The 15,341-nt window shown below is 70.0% G+C and carries 14 protein-coding genes; 10 read left to right on the top strand and 4 right to left on the bottom strand.

From position 1 onward, the window contains the following. The first annotated feature begins 98 nt into the window (after window positions 1-98). Complete coding sequence (gene ftsY / locus FM051_RS13215; RefSeq protein ID WP_158843214.1) at window positions 99-1,478, top strand: signal recognition particle-docking protein FtsY; 1,380 nt, start codon at window positions 99-101, stop codon at window positions 1,476-1,478. Window positions 1,479-1,669: 191 nt separating this feature from the next. Here ftsY and FM051_RS13210 read toward each other — a convergent pair whose 3' ends face one another. Next, the gene (locus FM051_RS13210; protein ID WP_158843213.1) at window positions 1,670-2,425 is read right to left on the bottom strand and encodes an IclR family transcriptional regulator; all 756 of its coding nucleotides are present in this window, start codon (window positions 2,423-2,425) and stop codon (window positions 1,670-1,672) included. An 84-nt stretch (window positions 2,426-2,509) separates the two neighbouring features. Here FM051_RS13210 and aceB point away from each other — a divergent pair, with 84 nt between their 5' ends. From aceB to FM051_RS13195, 3 genes are all read left to right on the top strand, one after another. Next, a complete protein-coding gene (gene aceB, locus FM051_RS13205) occupies window positions 2,510-4,042 on the top strand; it encodes a malate synthase A (RefSeq protein ID WP_158843212.1) in 1,533 nt (510 codons plus the stop codon). Window position 4,043: 1 nt separating this feature from the next. Continuing rightward, window positions 4,044-5,240: a DUF6986 family protein gene (locus tag FM051_RS13200; protein WP_158843211.1), complete on the top strand. Its 1,197-nt coding sequence runs from the start codon at window positions 4,044-4,046 to the stop codon at window positions 5,238-5,240. Between the two features lie 77 nt (window positions 5,241-5,317). Continuing rightward, complete coding sequence (locus FM051_RS13195) at window positions 5,318-5,791, top strand: Imm1 family immunity protein (protein WP_158843210.1); 474 nt, start codon at window positions 5,318-5,320, stop codon at window positions 5,789-5,791. A 50-nt stretch (window positions 5,792-5,841) separates the two neighbouring features. Here the strand turns inward: FM051_RS13195 and pucL are convergent, their stop codons facing one another. Genes pucL through uraD form a run of 3 tightly spaced genes read right to left on the bottom strand, consistent with a single transcriptional unit; the run spans window position 5,842 to window position 7,538 of the window. Beyond that, complete coding sequence (pucL, locus tag FM051_RS13190; RefSeq protein WP_158843209.1) at window positions 5,842-6,747, bottom strand: factor-independent urate hydroxylase; 906 nt, start codon at window positions 6,745-6,747, stop codon at window positions 5,842-5,844. 3 nt (window positions 6,748-6,750) lie between these two features. Continuing rightward, window positions 6,751-7,056 carry a hydroxyisourate hydrolase gene (locus FM051_RS13185; RefSeq protein ID WP_158843208.1) on the bottom strand — a complete coding sequence of 102 codons (306 nt, stop codon included), beginning with the start codon at window positions 7,054-7,056 and terminating at the stop codon, window positions 6,751-6,753. Then, window positions 7,053-7,538 (bottom strand): 2-oxo-4-hydroxy-4-carboxy-5-ureidoimidazoline decarboxylase, encoded by a 486-nt coding sequence (gene uraD / locus FM051_RS13180; protein ID WP_158843207.1) that lies wholly within the window; start codon window positions 7,536-7,538, stop codon window positions 7,053-7,055. Before uraD ends, FM051_RS13185 begins: the two co-directional genes overlap by 4 nt. A 157-nt stretch (window positions 7,539-7,695) precedes the next feature. Between uraD and FM051_RS13175 the strand changes: the two genes are divergently transcribed. The 6 genes from FM051_RS13175 to FM051_RS13150 all read left to right on the top strand — a co-directional run bounded on the left by FM051_RS13175 (window position 7,696) and on the right by FM051_RS13150 (window position 15,133). After that, window positions 7,696-8,475, top strand: coding sequence for a hydroxypyruvate isomerase family protein (locus FM051_RS13175; RefSeq protein ID WP_158843206.1), 780 nt, complete (start codon window positions 7,696-7,698; stop codon window positions 8,473-8,475). Continuing rightward, window positions 8,472-9,344: a 2-hydroxy-3-oxopropionate reductase gene (locus FM051_RS13170; RefSeq protein WP_158843205.1), complete on the top strand. Its 873-nt coding sequence runs from the start codon at window positions 8,472-8,474 to the stop codon at window positions 9,342-9,344. The genes FM051_RS13175 and FM051_RS13170 overlap by 4 nt, the downstream gene beginning before the upstream one ends. A gap of 17 nt (window positions 9,345-9,361) precedes the next feature. Then, window positions 9,362-11,059, top strand: a complete 1,698-nt coding sequence (gene gcl / locus FM051_RS13165) for a glyoxylate carboligase (protein ID WP_476655317.1) — start codon at window positions 9,362-9,364, stop codon at window positions 11,057-11,059. A gap of 51 nt (window positions 11,060-11,110) precedes the next feature. Then, window positions 11,111-12,397 (top strand): allantoinase AllB, encoded by a 1,287-nt coding sequence (gene allB, locus FM051_RS13160; RefSeq protein WP_158843203.1) that lies wholly within the window; start codon window positions 11,111-11,113, stop codon window positions 12,395-12,397. Between the two features lie 65 nt (window positions 12,398-12,462). Then, window positions 12,463-13,461: an allantoicase gene (gene alc, locus FM051_RS13155; protein ID WP_158843202.1), complete on the top strand. Its 999-nt coding sequence runs from the start codon at window positions 12,463-12,465 to the stop codon at window positions 13,459-13,461. A gap of 124 nt (window positions 13,462-13,585) precedes the next feature. Further along, the gene (locus tag FM051_RS13150) at window positions 13,586-15,133 is read left to right on the top strand and encodes an alpha/beta hydrolase (RefSeq protein WP_158843201.1); all 1,548 of its coding nucleotides are present in this window, start codon (window positions 13,586-13,588) and stop codon (window positions 15,131-15,133) included. The last annotated feature ends 208 nt before the right edge of the window (window positions 15,134-15,341 follow it).

Below are 15,341 nucleotides of genomic sequence, written 5' to 3'. Positions count from 1 at the left end.
CACACCGCCCGCACGCGCAAGAGTCCTGGTGGGAAAGTTGCGGGAAATCAATCTGGTTCGTCGATCGTCAACATACCGTGGCGTGCGAGGATTGCGACGTGTCCACCACGTCCCTGATCTGGATCATCGTCGTCGTCGCCGTACTGCTGGCGGTCGCCCTCGTGACGGGCGTCGTGCTGGCGCGGCGTCGGCGGATCAGTCTCACCGAGCCCGAGCAGGACCAGCCGGCGAAGGGGTACCAAGCCGGTGGCGCGATCACGTTCAACGCGCCCGCGCCACCGGTGGCCAAACCCGTCGACACGGCTGAACCGGTCGAAAAGGCTGAACCGGTCGAAAAGGTCAAACCCGTCGAGAAGGCCGAACCGGTCGAGAGTGCCGAACCCGTCGAGGTGATCGAACCGGTCGAACACCCGGTGGCCGATCGCACCGAGGTCGACGGCCAGCCCGGTGTCGGTGACGACGCGGCGGTGCCGCGTGACTCGGTCAAGCGCGGGTTCGTCGAGGTGGACCTGCCCGTAGAGGCGTCGGAGATCGAGGAGATCGAGCCGACGGCCGGTCGGCTGGAGCGGCTGCGCGGGCGGCTGTCGCGGTCGCGGTCGACGTTCGGGCAGGGCCTGCTGGGACTGCTCGGCGCGGGCGACCTGGACGAGGACTCGTGGACCGACGTCGAGGACACGCTGCTGATGGCGGACCTGGGTGCGGCGATCACGGACCAGATCGTCACGGCGCTGCGGGAGCAGATCGTGGCGCGCGGGGTGCGCACGTCCGAGGACGCGCGTGCGTTGCTGCGCGACGTGCTGGTCGACGCCCTGCACCCCGAGATGGGCCGCGCGGTGAACGCCCTGCCGCACTCCGACGGCACGTCCGGGGCCAAGCCCGCGGTCGTGCTGGTGGTCGGCGTGAACGGCGTCGGCAAGACCACCACGACCGGCAAGCTGGCCCGCGTGCTGGTGGCCGACGGCCGCACCGTGCTGCTGGGTGCGGCGGACACCTTCCGCGCCGCCGCCGCCGACCAGCTGGAGACGTGGGGCTCGCGCGTGGGTGCGTCGACCGTCCGTGGCGCCGAGGGTGCGGACCCGGCTTCGGTGGCGTTCGAGGCGGTGAAGCAGGGCGTGGAAGCGAGCGTCGACACCGTGCTGATCGACACGGCGGGCCGGCTGCACACCAAGACCGGCTTGATGGACGAGTTGGGCAAGGTCAAGCGGGTGGTGGAGAAGCAGGCGAAGGTGGACGAGGTGCTGCTCGTCCTGGACGCCACCACCGGCCAGAACGGCCTGACCCAGGCGCGCGTGTTCGCCGAGGTGGTGAACGTGACCGGCATCGTGCTGACCAAGCTCGACGGCACCGCCAAGGGCGGCATCGTGTTCCAGGTGCAGCGCGAGCTGGGCGTGCCGGTCAAGCTCGTGGGCCTCGGCGAAGGCCCCGACCACCTGGCCCCCTTCGAACCCGCCGCCTTCGTAGACGCCCTGCTCAACTAACCCGAGAGTCGAACCTCCAGGTCCCGAGAGTCGAACCTCCAGGACCCCCGAATTCAACGTTCAGGTACGAGCCGCGCGGCGCGGATGCCGGACTCGGTCGTTCCGAGTGTTGAACTCGGGGGTCCTGAGCGTTCGACTCTCGCCGCCTGAGTGTTCGACTCCCGCTACGTGAGTGTTCGACTCTCGCGGGGTCAGGGGCGGGTGGCTTGGTCGGTCAGGCGTTTGGCGATGCCCAGGACCTCGGGCAGGATGCGGGCCACCGACTCCTTGGTCAGGCGGCTGTCGGGGCCGGAGACCGAGATGGCGGCCAACGTCGGCGCACCGTGCAGCGGCACCGCGATGCACCGCACACCCAGCTCCTGCTCGCTCTCGTCCAGCGCGTACCCCTGCGAAGCGATCTGGTCCAACGACGCCAGCAGCTCGTCCGGGTCGGTGATCGTGTTCGGGGTGTAGGCGGGCAGGCCGGTGCGGGACAGCAGGGCGCGCACCTCGTCACGCGGCAGCTGCGACAACATCGCCTTGCCCACGCCCGTGCCGTGCGGCAGCAGCCGGCGGCCGACCTCGGTGAACATCCGCATCGAGTGCCGTGACGGCACCTGCGCCACGTACACCACCTCGTCGCCGTCGAGCACGGCCAGGTTCGCGGTCTCCTCCACCTGGTCGACCAACTGCGCCAGGAACGGCCGCGCCCACGTGCCGAACTGCCGCGACGCGCTCTCGCCGAGCCGGATCAGCCGGGAGCCCAGCGTGTACCGGCGGTTGCTGTTCTGCCGCACGTACCCCAGCGTGACAAGGGTGCGGATCAGCCGGTGGATGGTCGGCAGCGGCAGGCCGGAGGTGGCGGCGAGCTCGGACAGGCTCGCCTCGCCACCCGCGTCGGCCAGGCGTTCCAGCAGGTCGAAGGCACGTTGCAGCGACTGGACGCCGCCGGTGGACTCTCGTGCCACGTGGATCACTCCTTCGTTGCCGTTCCGCGTTGTGAAAACTATAGTCCGCGAAGTAGAAACCGATCGGAATCGAGGTGGACTTCCATGTCCGGTGTTCGCGTCCTCGGGGGCGAAGTGGAGCGCGGGGACGAGATCCTCACGCCGGACGCGCTGGAGTTCGTGGCCGGCCTGCACCGGTCGTTCGGGCTCGAACACGCCGCGTTGATGCGCCGCCGCACGCAGCGCCGCCCGCTGGGCTTCCTGGACGAGACCAGGGAAGTCCGCGAGGGCGACTGGCGGGTTGCCGAAGCGCCCGAGCCGCTGCTCGACCGGCGGGTCGAGATCACCGGCCCGACCGAGCGGAAGATGACCATCAACGCGCTGAACTCCGGCGCGAAGGTGTGGCTGGCCGACCTGGAGGACGCCAACACGCCGCACTGGCACAACGTCGTCTCCGGCCAGGTCAACCTCTACGACGCGGCGCGCGGCACGATCGAGCACACGTCCCCGGAGGGCAAGCACTACGCGCTGCGCGACGACGTGGCCCGGCCGACGATCGTGGTCCGGCCGCGCGGCTGGCACCTGCCCGAGCGGCACATCGAGATCGACGGCAGGCCCGCTGTGGGCGCGCTGGTCGACTTCGGCCTGCACTTCTTCCACAATGCGTCACTCGGCCGGCCGTACTACTACCTGCCGAAGATGGAGAGTCACCTCGAAGCCCGGCTGTGGAACTCCGTGTTCACCGCCGCGCAGGAACGGCTCGGCGTCCCGCACGGCACGATCCGGGCGACCGTGCTGATCGAGACGATCCCCGCCGCGTTCGAGATGGAGGAGATCCTCTACGAGCTGCGCGACCACGCGTCGGGCCTGAACGCGGGCCGCTGGGACTACCTGTTCAGCGCCATCAAGTACTTCCGCGACGCAGGCTCCGACTTCGTGCTGCCCGACCGCAACAGCGTCACGATGACCGCGCCGTTCATGCGCGCCTACACCGAGTTGCTGGTGCGCACGTGCCACAAGCGCGGTGCGTTCGCGATGGGCGGTATGGCCGCGTTCATCCCGAACCGGCGTGACCCGGAGGTCACCGCGCAGGCGCTGGAGAAGGTGCGCGCGGACAAGAACCGTGAAGCGGGTGACGGGTTCGACGGCTCGTGGGTGGCGCACCCCGACCTGGTGCCGGTGTGCCGGGAGATCTTCGACGCGAAGCTGGGGGACAAGCCCAACCAGCTCGACGTGCTGCGGCCCGAGGTGTCCGTCACCGCCGAGCAGCTGCTGGACTTCAAGTCCGCCGGCGGCAGCGCGACCCGCGCGGGCGTGGAGTCGGCCGTGGACGTCGGCGTGCGGTACCTGCTGTCGTGGCTCGGCGGCAACGGCGCGGCGGCCATCCACAACCTGATGGAGGACGCCGCCACGGCCGAGATCTCCCGGTCCCAGCTGTGGCAGTGGGTGCACAACGACGTGGTGCTGGACGACGGCACGCCGGTCACCGCCGACCTGGTCCGCACGGTGTTGGCGCAGGTGCGCGAGAAGCTCGAAGGCGAGCACCTGGACCTGGCCGTGGAGCTGTTCGAGCAGGTCGCGCTGGCCGACGAGTTCGTGGACTTCCTGACCCTGCCCGCCTACGAGCGGATCGGCTGACGTGCCGCGGACGTCGTTGTCGGCGGAGGCGGTGCGGGCGGTCACCGCGCGGCTGTCCGACGTGGAGCTGCGCGCGCCGGCGGGCAGGCAGCCGGTGCACACCTGCTACGCGCCCGCCGACCGCGTGACGTCGTCCACCTTGCGCGATTGGGGTGCGCAAGCGCTTGCGGCGTTGGACGACCACGCACCCGACGGCCTCGCGGACGTGCTCGGCCTGCCGCCCGAACTGGCGGAGGTCGTGCACGGCCGCGTGCGGTCGAAGCTGGGCGGTGAGCCGGTGGAGGACCTGCGCATCGACTTCGAGGACGGCTACGGCGTCCGCTCCGACGAAGAGGAGGACGCGGACGCCGAACGCACCGCGCTCGTCGTGCGGGACTGGCTGCGGGACGGTGTGGCGCCGCTGCGGTTCGGGCTGCGGATGAAGTCGTTCGACACCAGGGCGCTGCGCGAGCGCGGCATCCGGACGCTGGACGTCTTCCTCACCGCGTTGGGCGAGGCGCCCGACGGGTTCGTGATCACGTTCCCGAAGGTCACCTCGGTGGCGCAGGTGGAGGTGTTCGGCGACGTCCTGGACCTGTTCGGGCTGCCGCTGCGGTTCGAGATCCAGATCGAGACGACCCGGTCGATCGTGGACCCGCAGGGCAGGCTGGCCATCCCGAGGTTCATCGAGGCGGGCCGCGGCCGGGTGACCGGCCTGCACTTCGGCACGTACGACTACACGGCGGGCTGCGGTCTTGGCGCGGCGCACCAGCACCTGGCGCACGGCGCGTGCGATTTCGCGCGCAACGTCATGCAGGTGTCCGCGGCGGGCACCGGCGTCGCCCTGTCGGACGGCTCGACCAACGTGCTGCCGGTGGGCGACGACGTCCACGAGGGCTGGCGCACGCACTACCGGCTGGTGCGCCGCTCGTTGGCGCACGGCTTCTACCAGGGCTGGGACCTGCACCCGGCGCAGCTGGTGACCAGGTACGCGGCCGTGCACGCGTTCTACCTGGAAGGCGTGGAGGCGGACGCCCGCAGGCTCAAGGCGTACGTGGAACGCGCCGGTGGCTCGGTGCTGGACGAGCCCGCGACCGCGCAGGCGCTGTCCACGTCGTTCATCCGCGCCCTGGACTGCGGTGCCCTGGACGAGGACGAGATCCGCCGCGCCACCGGACTCACCGTGACCGATCTCCAGGCGCTCGCCAGGAGGGAATGACCGCGCGGCGTCGCTTGATGGGGTGATCCTCGAACCGGTAAACAGCCGATCCGCCCGGCAGCGGCCAGGGTGTGTGCATGACCATGCGGGCCGGGTTGTGGACCGGGCTGCCGGACCTGGAGCGGGCGGAGTTCCGCTACCAGGTGGTGGCGTGCGCGGCGGACGTGGACGTGCTCATCGCCGCCTTGGCGCGGCCGGAGTGCAACGACGGGATGCTGGAGCACTTCGGGCGCGAGTTGGACGCGGAAGGGGAGAGCGACCACAACCTGGTGCTCGCCATCCGCGGCCCGTGGGGCTACCTCAACTACGTGGACAACGAGTTCACCGGCTGGCCGAAGGGCGAACCGGACGCGCCGTACGTGGACGAGGCGTACACGGACTTCCCGCCGGGCGTGGGCGTGCCGCTGGCGACGTACCGCGAGATCCTGCTGGAGTTCATGGTCACCGCCCGCCGGCCGACCGTCGTCGACTGGTACGAGGAAGCCGACCTGTTCCACTCCTGGCGGTTGCAGCGGATGGCGCTGCACCGGAGGGAAGTGACCGGGAACTGACCGGAACTGACCGTGCTCCCAGGGCCCGGGAGCACGGTCGGCGGCCGGGGTCAGAACGACGGCAGGGTGTACCAGGCCGACCCGGCGTCCTCGGCGTCGTCACGCAGCACGGACCCCTCGATGAGCCCGTACGGCCGGTCGGCGGCGTAGAACACCTCGTTGTCGTTCTCCAGCCCGAACGCGGACAGGTCGACCGCGAAGTGGTGCTTGTTCGGCATCGACAGCCGCACCTCGGCCACCTCCGGCCGGTCCCGCAACACCGCCTCGCCCATCGCGTACAGGGTCTGCTGCAACGACAGGCTGTGCTTGGCCGCGAACGTGGCCAGCAGCAACCGCCGGATCTCGGCGAAGCTCTTCGCCCAGTCCATCCCGACGGTGGTCTGATCGTCGGCTCCGCCGAGGCTCTGGTACCGCCACCGCGCGGTCACCGAAGTGGCCAGGATCCGGTCGTTCGTCTCTTTCAGCGTCGTGTACTTGTCGCGCGGGAAGCCGTGGAACTCCGACCCGGTCGACTTGAGCACCACCATGTCCCGCACACCCGACACGACCCACGCGCGCTCGCCCTCGACGGTCACCGCCGTCGTGCGCTTCTCGTTGCTGCCTTGCACGAACGAGTGGTCGTTGCCCTCGATCCGCTCCCACGAGTGCTCGTCGATGAGCACGCGTGCGCCGGTGATGGCCTCCTGCGTGGAGACGAAGTGCCGACCGAGGCGCAGCGCGAAGTCCTCGATCTCGCCGACCGGCGACTCCTTGGCGAAGGCGTAGACGGTGTTCTTCTGCGTGTCGGTCGCCAGCACCTTGGCGTTGTCGCCGGTGAGGTGGGTGTCCGCGAGGTCGCCGCGCAGGGAGGTGCTGACCGTGAGGTCCTTGATCGTGTGCACGGCGCCGTTGCGGGTCACCGTGACGAGGCGGTTCTCCGCCTTCCCGTACTGGTTCGGCCCCAGGACGATGGCCATGGGTCAGCTCCCTCGGTAGGTCGTGAATGCGAACGGGCTCAACAGGATCGGCAGGTGCAGGTGCGGCGGGCCGCCCTCGCGCTCCGCGACGACCCGGAACGTGATGGCGATCTCCGGGTAGAACAGCGCGTCGACCTCGAACACCAGCCGGTACACGCCGGGGAACAGCGTGTCGGTGAACCTCAGCCGGCCGTCGTCGTCGGTCAGGCCCTCGGCCAGTACGGCGCTGTCCCGCTCCAACCGGACCGGCACGCCCACCTTCGGGCGGCCCAGCTCGGCGTCGAGCACGTGGGTGGAGAGCGTGGTCATGCCAGCACCTTCCTCAACCGCAGTGCCGCGATCTTCGCCAGTTCCCGGTTCACCACGCGCAGTTCCACGTCCGGCGGGTTGTCCATCCGCGCCGAGAGGTCGGCCAGCATCTGCTCGCCGCTCAGCCCGGTCGCGCACACCAGGTAGATGTGGCCGAAGTGGTCCTCGTAGGCGGCGTTGGCCGCCAGCAGCCGGTCGGCGAGCGACGCCGTGACGCCGGACTGCTCGTCGGCGGACCACTTGGCGGACACGCCGTCTCCCGCGGTCCTCTCCCCGATGCGCGGGTGGCCCGCGATGGCGGCGTGGACCTCGTCGTCGCTCAGGTCGGCGAACCGGTCGGATGCGGCGAGCAGCGCGTCCACGTCGGCGTAGGGGCGGCCGGCCAGCAGCGCGTCGACCCAGCGCGGTACCGCGAGGCATTCGGTGAGCAGGGGCCGGAGCTGCTCCGGAGGCGCGGAGTTGAACCCCTCTAGATCGGGCACTAAGGCTCCCTATTTCTGTATCGCGGAATCACATTTCCGCAAAGAGGGACGGTACGAGCGCCCTCCGAGCGTGTCAACAGTCTTGCGCCGCCGTCGAAAACCTGCCTACTCTCTCGATGTACGGAAGATAGCTTCCGCATTGTGGAAGGTTAAGCCTATGCGGTACGACGTCAACCTGTCGATCCTGTTCACCGACCTCCCGGTGCTGGAACGGCCCGCCGCGGCGCGGGCGGCCGGGTTCGACGCGGTCGAGTTCTGGTGGCCGTTCGCCGAAGCCGTGCCGCCGTCGCGCGAGATCGAGGCGTTCGAGGCGGCCGTCACCGACGCCGGTGTCCGGCTGGTCGGGCTCAACTTCTTCGCGGGCGACATGCCCGCCGGCGACCGCGGCCTGGTGGCGTGGCCCGGCAGGCAGTCGGAGTTCCGCGCCAACGTGGAGATCGCGGCCGGTATCGCCACCCGGCTCGGCTGCCGCGCCTTCAACGCGCTGCACGGCAACTTCCCCACCACGGACACGGCGCTGGACAACCTCGCGTACGCCGCCGACGTGGCCGCCGAGATCGGCGCGGTGGTCCTGGTGGAGCCGCTCTCCGGCGCGCCGGACTACCCGTTGCTCACCGCCGCCGACGCGTTGGAATTCATCGACCAGGTCGGCCGCGAGAACGTCGCGCTGCTCGCCGACCTCTACCACCTCGCCGTCAACGGTGACGACCTGGACGCCGTCGTCGCCGACCACGTGGACCGCATCGGCCACGTGCAGATCGCCGACGCGCCGGGCCGCGGCGAGCCCGGCACCGGGGAACTCGACCTCTTCGGCTACCTCTCGAAGCTCGAGGCCAACGGCTACCAGGGCTACGTCGGCCTCGAGTACAAGGCGACGACCGGCGGCTTCGACTGGCTTCCCGAGAAGGACCGGAGCACGGGGAAGGGGCAGCGATGAGCAGGATCGGTTTCATCGGACTGGGCATCATGGGCACGCCCATGTCCGCCCACCTGGTCGCCGCGGGCCACCAGGTCACCGGATTCGACCTGAACCAGGAGGCACTCGCCAAGCTCACCGCGGCGGGCGGCACGGCGGCGGCGAGCGCGCGTGACGCGGTCGAGGACGCCGAAGTCGTCATCACCATGCTGCCGAACCACCCGCAGGTGGAAGAGGTCGTCCTCGGCACGGTCCTCGACGAGGTCGCCCACGGCACGTTGCTGATCGACATGAGCACGATCCGCCCGGAGACGTCCCTCGCCGTGGCCGAGGCAGGCGCGAAACGGGGTGTGCGCGTGCTCGACGCGCCGGTCTCCGGCGGCGAGACCGGCGCGGAGCAGGCCACGTTGTCGATCATGGTCGGCGGTGAGGAGGCCGATTTCGCCGCCGCGAGGCCGATCCTCGACACCCTCGGCAAGACGGTCGTCCACGTCGGCCCGCACGGCGCGGGCCAGGTGGTGAAGGCCGCGAACCAGCTCATGGTCGGCGGCATCTACGCCCTGGTGGCCGAGGCGATCGTGCTGCTGGAAGCGTCCGGAGTGGACGCCAAGGCGGGCTTGGACGTGCTGGCGGGCGGGCTGGCCGCCAACCGGATCCTGGACCTCAAGCGCGAGACGATGATCGCGCGCGAGTTCCAGCCGGGTTTCCGCATCGACCTGCACCACAAGGACATGGGCATCGCGCTCGCCGCGGCCCGCCAGGTCGACGTCGCACTACCGGTGACGGGGCTGATCGCCCAGCTCATCGCGTCCGGCCGGGCACAGGGGTACGGATCCCTCGACCACTCGGCGTTGTTGAAGGTCGTCGAGAACTTCTCCGGGAGGGCCTGATGGCCAGAGTCCCCGTCATGCAAGCGGTCGTGGAAGTCCTGAAGAGCGAAGGGGTCGACACGGTCTTCGGCTGCCCGGGAGCGGCGATCCTGCCGCTCTACAAGGCGATGGAGGAAGACGGCACGATCGAGCACCTGATCGTCCGGCACGAGGAAGGCGCCACGCACATGGCCGACGGCTGGTCGCGCACGACCGGCAACGTCGGCGTGGCGATCGGGACGTCCGGTCCGGCGGGCACCAACATGATCACCGGTCTCTACACCGCGCAGGCGGATTCGGTGCCGATCCTGTGCATCACCGGCCAGGCGGCGACGACGAAGCTGCACCAGGAGGCGTTCCAGGCGGTCGACATCGTGGCCGTCGCCGCGCCCGTCACCAAGTGGGCGGTGCAGGTGAAGGAGGCCGCGCAGGCGCCGTGGATCTTCCGGGAGGCGTTCCGCGTGGCCCGGTCCGGCCGGCCGGGACCGGTGCTGATCGACCTGCCGATCGACGTGCAGAGGCAGGAGATCGAGTGGGACCACACCATCGACGCCCCGCTGCCGGTGGCCAAACCGGAACCACACCCGGCGCGCGTCGAACGGGCGTTGGACATGCTCCTGGCCGCCGAACGACCGCTGCTGCTCGCGGGCGGCGGCGTGATCCTGGCCGAGGCGCACGGAGAGCTGCTGGAACTGGCGGAGCACCTGCGCGTCCCGATCCAGGCCACCCTGATGGGCAAGGGCGCGATCGACGAGGACCACCCGCTCTACGCCGGGATGACGGGCATCCAGACGTCCCAGCGGTACGGCAACGCGTCGTTCCTGGAGAGCGACCTGGTGCTGGCGCTGGGTGCGAGGTTCGGCGACCGGCACACCGGTGACCTGGCGACCTACCGCGGTGACCGGAAGTTCATCCACGTCGACGTCGAGCCGACCCAGATCGGCAAGGTGTTCGGCCCGGACCTGGGCGTGGTCGCGGACGTGAAGGCGTTCCTGCGGGCGGTCCTGGAGTTGGCGAAGACCCGGACCGGCCCTCGTCCCGAGAACGCCTGGACCGCGCGGACCCGTGAGCTCAAGGCGACTCTCCTGCGCCGCGAGGACTTCGACACCGTGCCGGTCAAAGCGCCGCGGGTGTTCAAGGAGATCAACGAGTTCTACGGCCCGGACACCTACTTCGTCACCGCCATCGGCCTCTACCAGATCTGGTCCGGACAGCACCAGAAGGCGCACAAGCCGCGGCACTACCAGGTGTGCGGGCAGGCGGGGCCGCTCGGTTGGGAGATCCCGGCCGCGATCGGGGTGAAGAAAGCGCTCAAGAACACCGACCCGGCCGCCGAGGTGGTGGGCGTCGTGGGCGACTACTCGTTCCAGTTCCTGGTGGAGGAACTGGCCGTCGGCGCCCAGTACGACGTCCCGTTCGTGCTGATCATGCTGAACAACGAGTACCTGGGTCTGATCCGGATGGCCGAGGACCACGGCGGCTACGACATGGAGTACGAGGTCGACATCCACTACGACACCGTCGGCTCGGACAACGTCAAGATCATGGAGGCGTACGGCTGCTCGGCCACCAGGGTCACCGAGCCGGGCCGGATCCGGGACAGCCTCGAATGGGCCCGGAAGGAAGCCGACCGCACCAGCCGCCCGGTCCTGGTCGAGATCATGATCGAACGCGAGGGCAACACCGCCAACGGCACTTCGATCGCTGCCATGCGCGAGTACGAACCGCTTCCGTGACGTGGCACGTGATCTGTCGCTTCACAGCCGATCGGCTGCAAGAGTGACGCCATGGACCTGGTGATTCGCGCGGCCCGAGTGATCACGACCGACGGTGAACGCCGTGCCGACGTCGGTGTCGCGGACGGCCGGATCGTCGCGGTGGCCGACCACCTCGACGCCGAGACCGTCGTCGAACTCGCCGAGGACGAAGTCCTCCTCCCCGGCCTGGTCGACACGCACGTCCACGTGAACGACCCCGGCCGCAGCGACTGGGAGGGCTTCGGCACCGCCACCAGGGCGGCGGCGGCCGGCGGCGTCACCACGATCATCGACATGCCGCTCAACAGCCTGCCGCCGACGACCACCACGGCCGCCCTGAAGACCAAGCAGGAGGCGGCCCGCGGCAAGGTGCACGTCGACGTCGGGTTCTGGGGCGGCATCGTGCCGACCAACCTGGACGACCTGGAGGAACTGCACGACGCCGGCGTGTTCGGCTTCAAGTGCTTCCTGATCCACTCCGGCGTGGACGAGTTCCCGCACGTCACCGAGGACCAGCTGAGAGCAGCCCTGGGCAGGCTCAAGTCGAGGGACGCCCTCACCATCGTGCACGCCGAGGACCCGCACGAGGTCACCGAGTCGGGCCCCGGCTACCGGAGCTTCCTCGACTCCCGGCCGCACCGGGCCGAGTCGCACGCCGTCACCACGGTCGTGGACCTGGCCAACGAGACCAAGGCCAGGCTGCACGTGCTGCACCTGTCCAGCGGGCAGGCCCTCCACCACGTCCGGACCGCCAAGGACCTCGGGCTGCGGCTCACCGCCGAGACGTGCCCGCACTACCTGACGTTCGTCGCGGAGGAGATCGGCGACGCGGCGACCGAGTTCAAGTGCTGCCCGCCGATCCGCGACGCGGCCAACCGCGAACAGCTCTGGCACGCGTTGCGCGACGACGTGATCGACCTGGTCGTCACCGACCACTCGCCGTGCACCCCCGACCTGAAGCAGGGCGATTTCGCCACCGCCTGGGGCGGTATCGCGAGCCTGCAACTGGGCCTGCCCGCCGTGTGGACCCAGGCCAGGCAACGGGGCCACGCGCTCGCCGACGTGGTCCGGTGGATGGCCACCAACCCGGCCGACCTGGTCGGGCTGGGCACCAAGGGCCGCATCGCACCCGGCGCGGACGCCGACTTCTGCGTGTTCGCCCCGGACGACGCGTTCGTGGTGGACCGCGCCCGGCTGCACCACCGCAACCCCGTCACGCCGTACCACGGCCGTCCGCTGGCGGGCGTCGTGCGGCAGACGTGGCTGCACGGGCGGCCGATCGACGACCGGCCGCGTGGGCGGTTGCTGACCAGGTAGGCACCCGTCCAGCAGAGACCCACCCAGCAGAAACACAGAACAAGAAAGACGCACAGAGGAGACGCATGACGCAGGCGCCCGACTGGACCCGACTCCCCGACCTGGCCTGCCGTGCCGTGGGCGGCAGCGTGGTGTGGGCCAACGACGAGTTGTTCGCCGAGCGCGAGAACCTGATCCGCAAGCCCGAGCCGGAGTACCAGACCTACACGTTCGGCCACAAGGGCCAGGTCTACGACGGGTGGGAGACCCGCCGCCGACGTGAGCCGGGCGAGGACCGGGCGATCGTCCGGCTCGGCCTGCCGGGCGTGATCAAGGGCGTCGTGATCGACACCGCGTTCTTCAAGGGCAACTACCCGCCGTTCGCGTCGGTCGAGGCGACCGCGGCCAAGGGCTACCCGAGCCCGGAGGAGCTGACCGACTGGGAGACCGTGCTGCCCAAGTCACCGCTCGGCGGCGACCGGAAGCACTACTTCGAGGTGTCCGCGCGCCGCCGCTACACGCACGTCCGGCTGACCATCTACCCGGACGGCGGCGTGGCCAGGCTGCGCGTGTTCGGCGACCCGGTGGCCGACCCGGAGCTGATCGTGCCCGACGCGCTGGACCTGGCCGCGTTGGAGAACGGCGCGTCCATCACCGGGTGCAGCGACATGTTCTACGGCTCGCCGGGCAACCTCATCGCGCCCGGTCAGGCCACCGTGATGGGCGAGGGCTGGGAGACCGCGCGCCGCCGTGACGACGGCAACGACTGGGTCGAGGTGGAACTGGCCGCGCCGGGCGTCATCCGGCTCGCGGAACTCGACACCAGCCACTTCAAGGGCAACGCGCCGGGCTGGGCGTCGATCCGGGCCCGTGACGCGCGCACCGGCGCCGAGTTCGACGTGCTGCCCCGCACGCGCCTCCAGCCGGACACCCGCCACCGCTTCCGCGTCGAGCAGGACGCCGAGGCCACCCACGCGCGGCTCGACATCTACCCGGACGGTGGGATGGCACGCCTGCGGCTGTTCGGCGGCTTGACCACGGATGGCCTCAGGGTGATCACCCAGCGCTACCTGGATCTTGCTTGATCGGAGGAAAAATCGTCAGCCCACGGGCTGATGGCGTGTCCGACTTCAGTCGGTTGTGAGGTGTTCAACCGCCCTGGAAACCTGCGGACACCCGAAAGGGTGAACAGGAACTAGGGAGGAACCTGTGCGACCGATCATCAGAGCGCTGGGCGGTGTGGCCACCGTCCTCGCGCTCGTCACGGGGACGACGTCGTTAGCGTCAGCCGAAACCGAACCGGAGGCGCAGGCGCAGGGCGCGCCGGGGATCGACTGGAAGCCGTGTCCCGAACTGGCCGAGGTCGAGTGCGGCACGCTGCGCCTGCCCATCGACTGGGCGAACCCGAACGGCGAGAAGTTCGACCTCGCCGTGGCCCGCCGCAAGGCCACCGACCCGGCCAAGCGCGTCGGGATCATGGTCGTCAACCCCGGCGGACCGGGCGGCTCGGGCGTGCAGTTCGCGTTGACCGCGAACGGCTACTTCAGCCCGGACGTGCTGGCGCGCTTCGACATCATCGGCTTCGACCCGCGCGGCGTCGCCCGGAGCCAGCCGGTGAAGTGCTCGATCGACGTGCTGAACAAGCAGCCGTCGCTCTACCCGACGAACCAGCAGGAGTTCGAGGCGCTCGCCGCCTACAACCGCGAGCTGGCCGCCGACTGCCGCGCGCAGAGCGGCCCGATCCACGACCACGCCGACACCGGCGCGGTGGTCCAGGACGTCGACGCGCTGCGCCAGGCGCTCGGCGAGCAGAAGATCAACTACTACGGCGTCTCGTACGGCACGCTGATCGGCCAGCAGTACGCCGAGCGGTACGGCCGGAACATCCGCGCCATGGTGATCGACTCGAACATGGACCACAGCCTCGGCACGTGGCGGTTCAACGAGACCGAGGCCGCGACCGCCGAGTCCTCGTTCGGCGAGTTCGTGAAGTGGTGCGACCGCACCGAGTCGTGCGCCCTGCACGGCCGGGAGGTGGCGAAGTTCTGGGACGACCTGCTCGACCGCGCCGACCGCGGCGAGATCGTCGACCCCGAAGACCCCTCCTACAAGGTGACCGCTCAAGACATCATCGGCACCGCGTTCGGTGCGTTCTACGGTCCCCGGTGGGCGCAGTTGGCCGACTTGTTGGTCGCCTTGGACGCGGGACCGGCGGCGCCGTCCTCCTTCACCGCGCGGGTCGAGACGGCGCGGAACCCGTTCCCGGCGGTGTTCTGCCAGGACTGGTCGGTCCCGGTGCGCGACTACCGCGAGTTCTCCGCCCTGGTGGACCGGACCAACCAGATCGCGCCGCACATGCGCGGCTCGTCGCTCGGCCACCGCGCCACGGCGGGCTGCATCGGCCTGCCGGAGAAGGTGAACAACCCGCAGCACCGGCTGAAGATCAAGAACGCGCCGAAGATCCTGATGATGAACTCGCTCTACGACCCGGCCACCGGGTACGAGTGGGCGGTCAACGCCCACCGGCAGAGCCGTGACACCACGGTCCTGCTGACCTACGAGGGCTGGGGCCACGGCGTCTACCGCCGCAGCGACTGCACGCGTGGCGCCACGGACGACTACCTGATCAACCTCAAGACCCCGCGTCCCGGCGCACGGTGCGCCGCGGTCGAGCCCCCGCCGCAGTCGGTCGCGTCCCCGGACGCGGAGCCGGTGCCGGCGGGTCCGACCCCGGGCATCCCGGGCTGGCTGAAGTAGCCGGCTGAAGCAGGACGAGCGGAGGCCGCCTCCATCACCCGGTAGGGGCGGCCTCGGCCGGTCTGGCAGGCTCGACCACGACCGTGCGACGCACGACGTCACGCCGTCGGTGACCCACCGTCGCCAGGTCACTCCACAGGATCACACGAACCACCGCAAAGGCGAGCTTTCCTCGCACGGTCCGTCACCGGAAATTCCGACGTGACCG

Origin of the sequence: Saccharothrix deserti, assembly GCF_009769385.1 — a bacterium.
Classification (GTDB): domain Bacteria; phylum Actinomycetota; class Actinomycetes; order Mycobacteriales; family Pseudonocardiaceae; genus Actinosynnema; species Actinosynnema deserti.
Note: the sequence above shows the minus strand (reverse complement) of the source record. Positions and strands in the feature narration are given on the sequence as shown.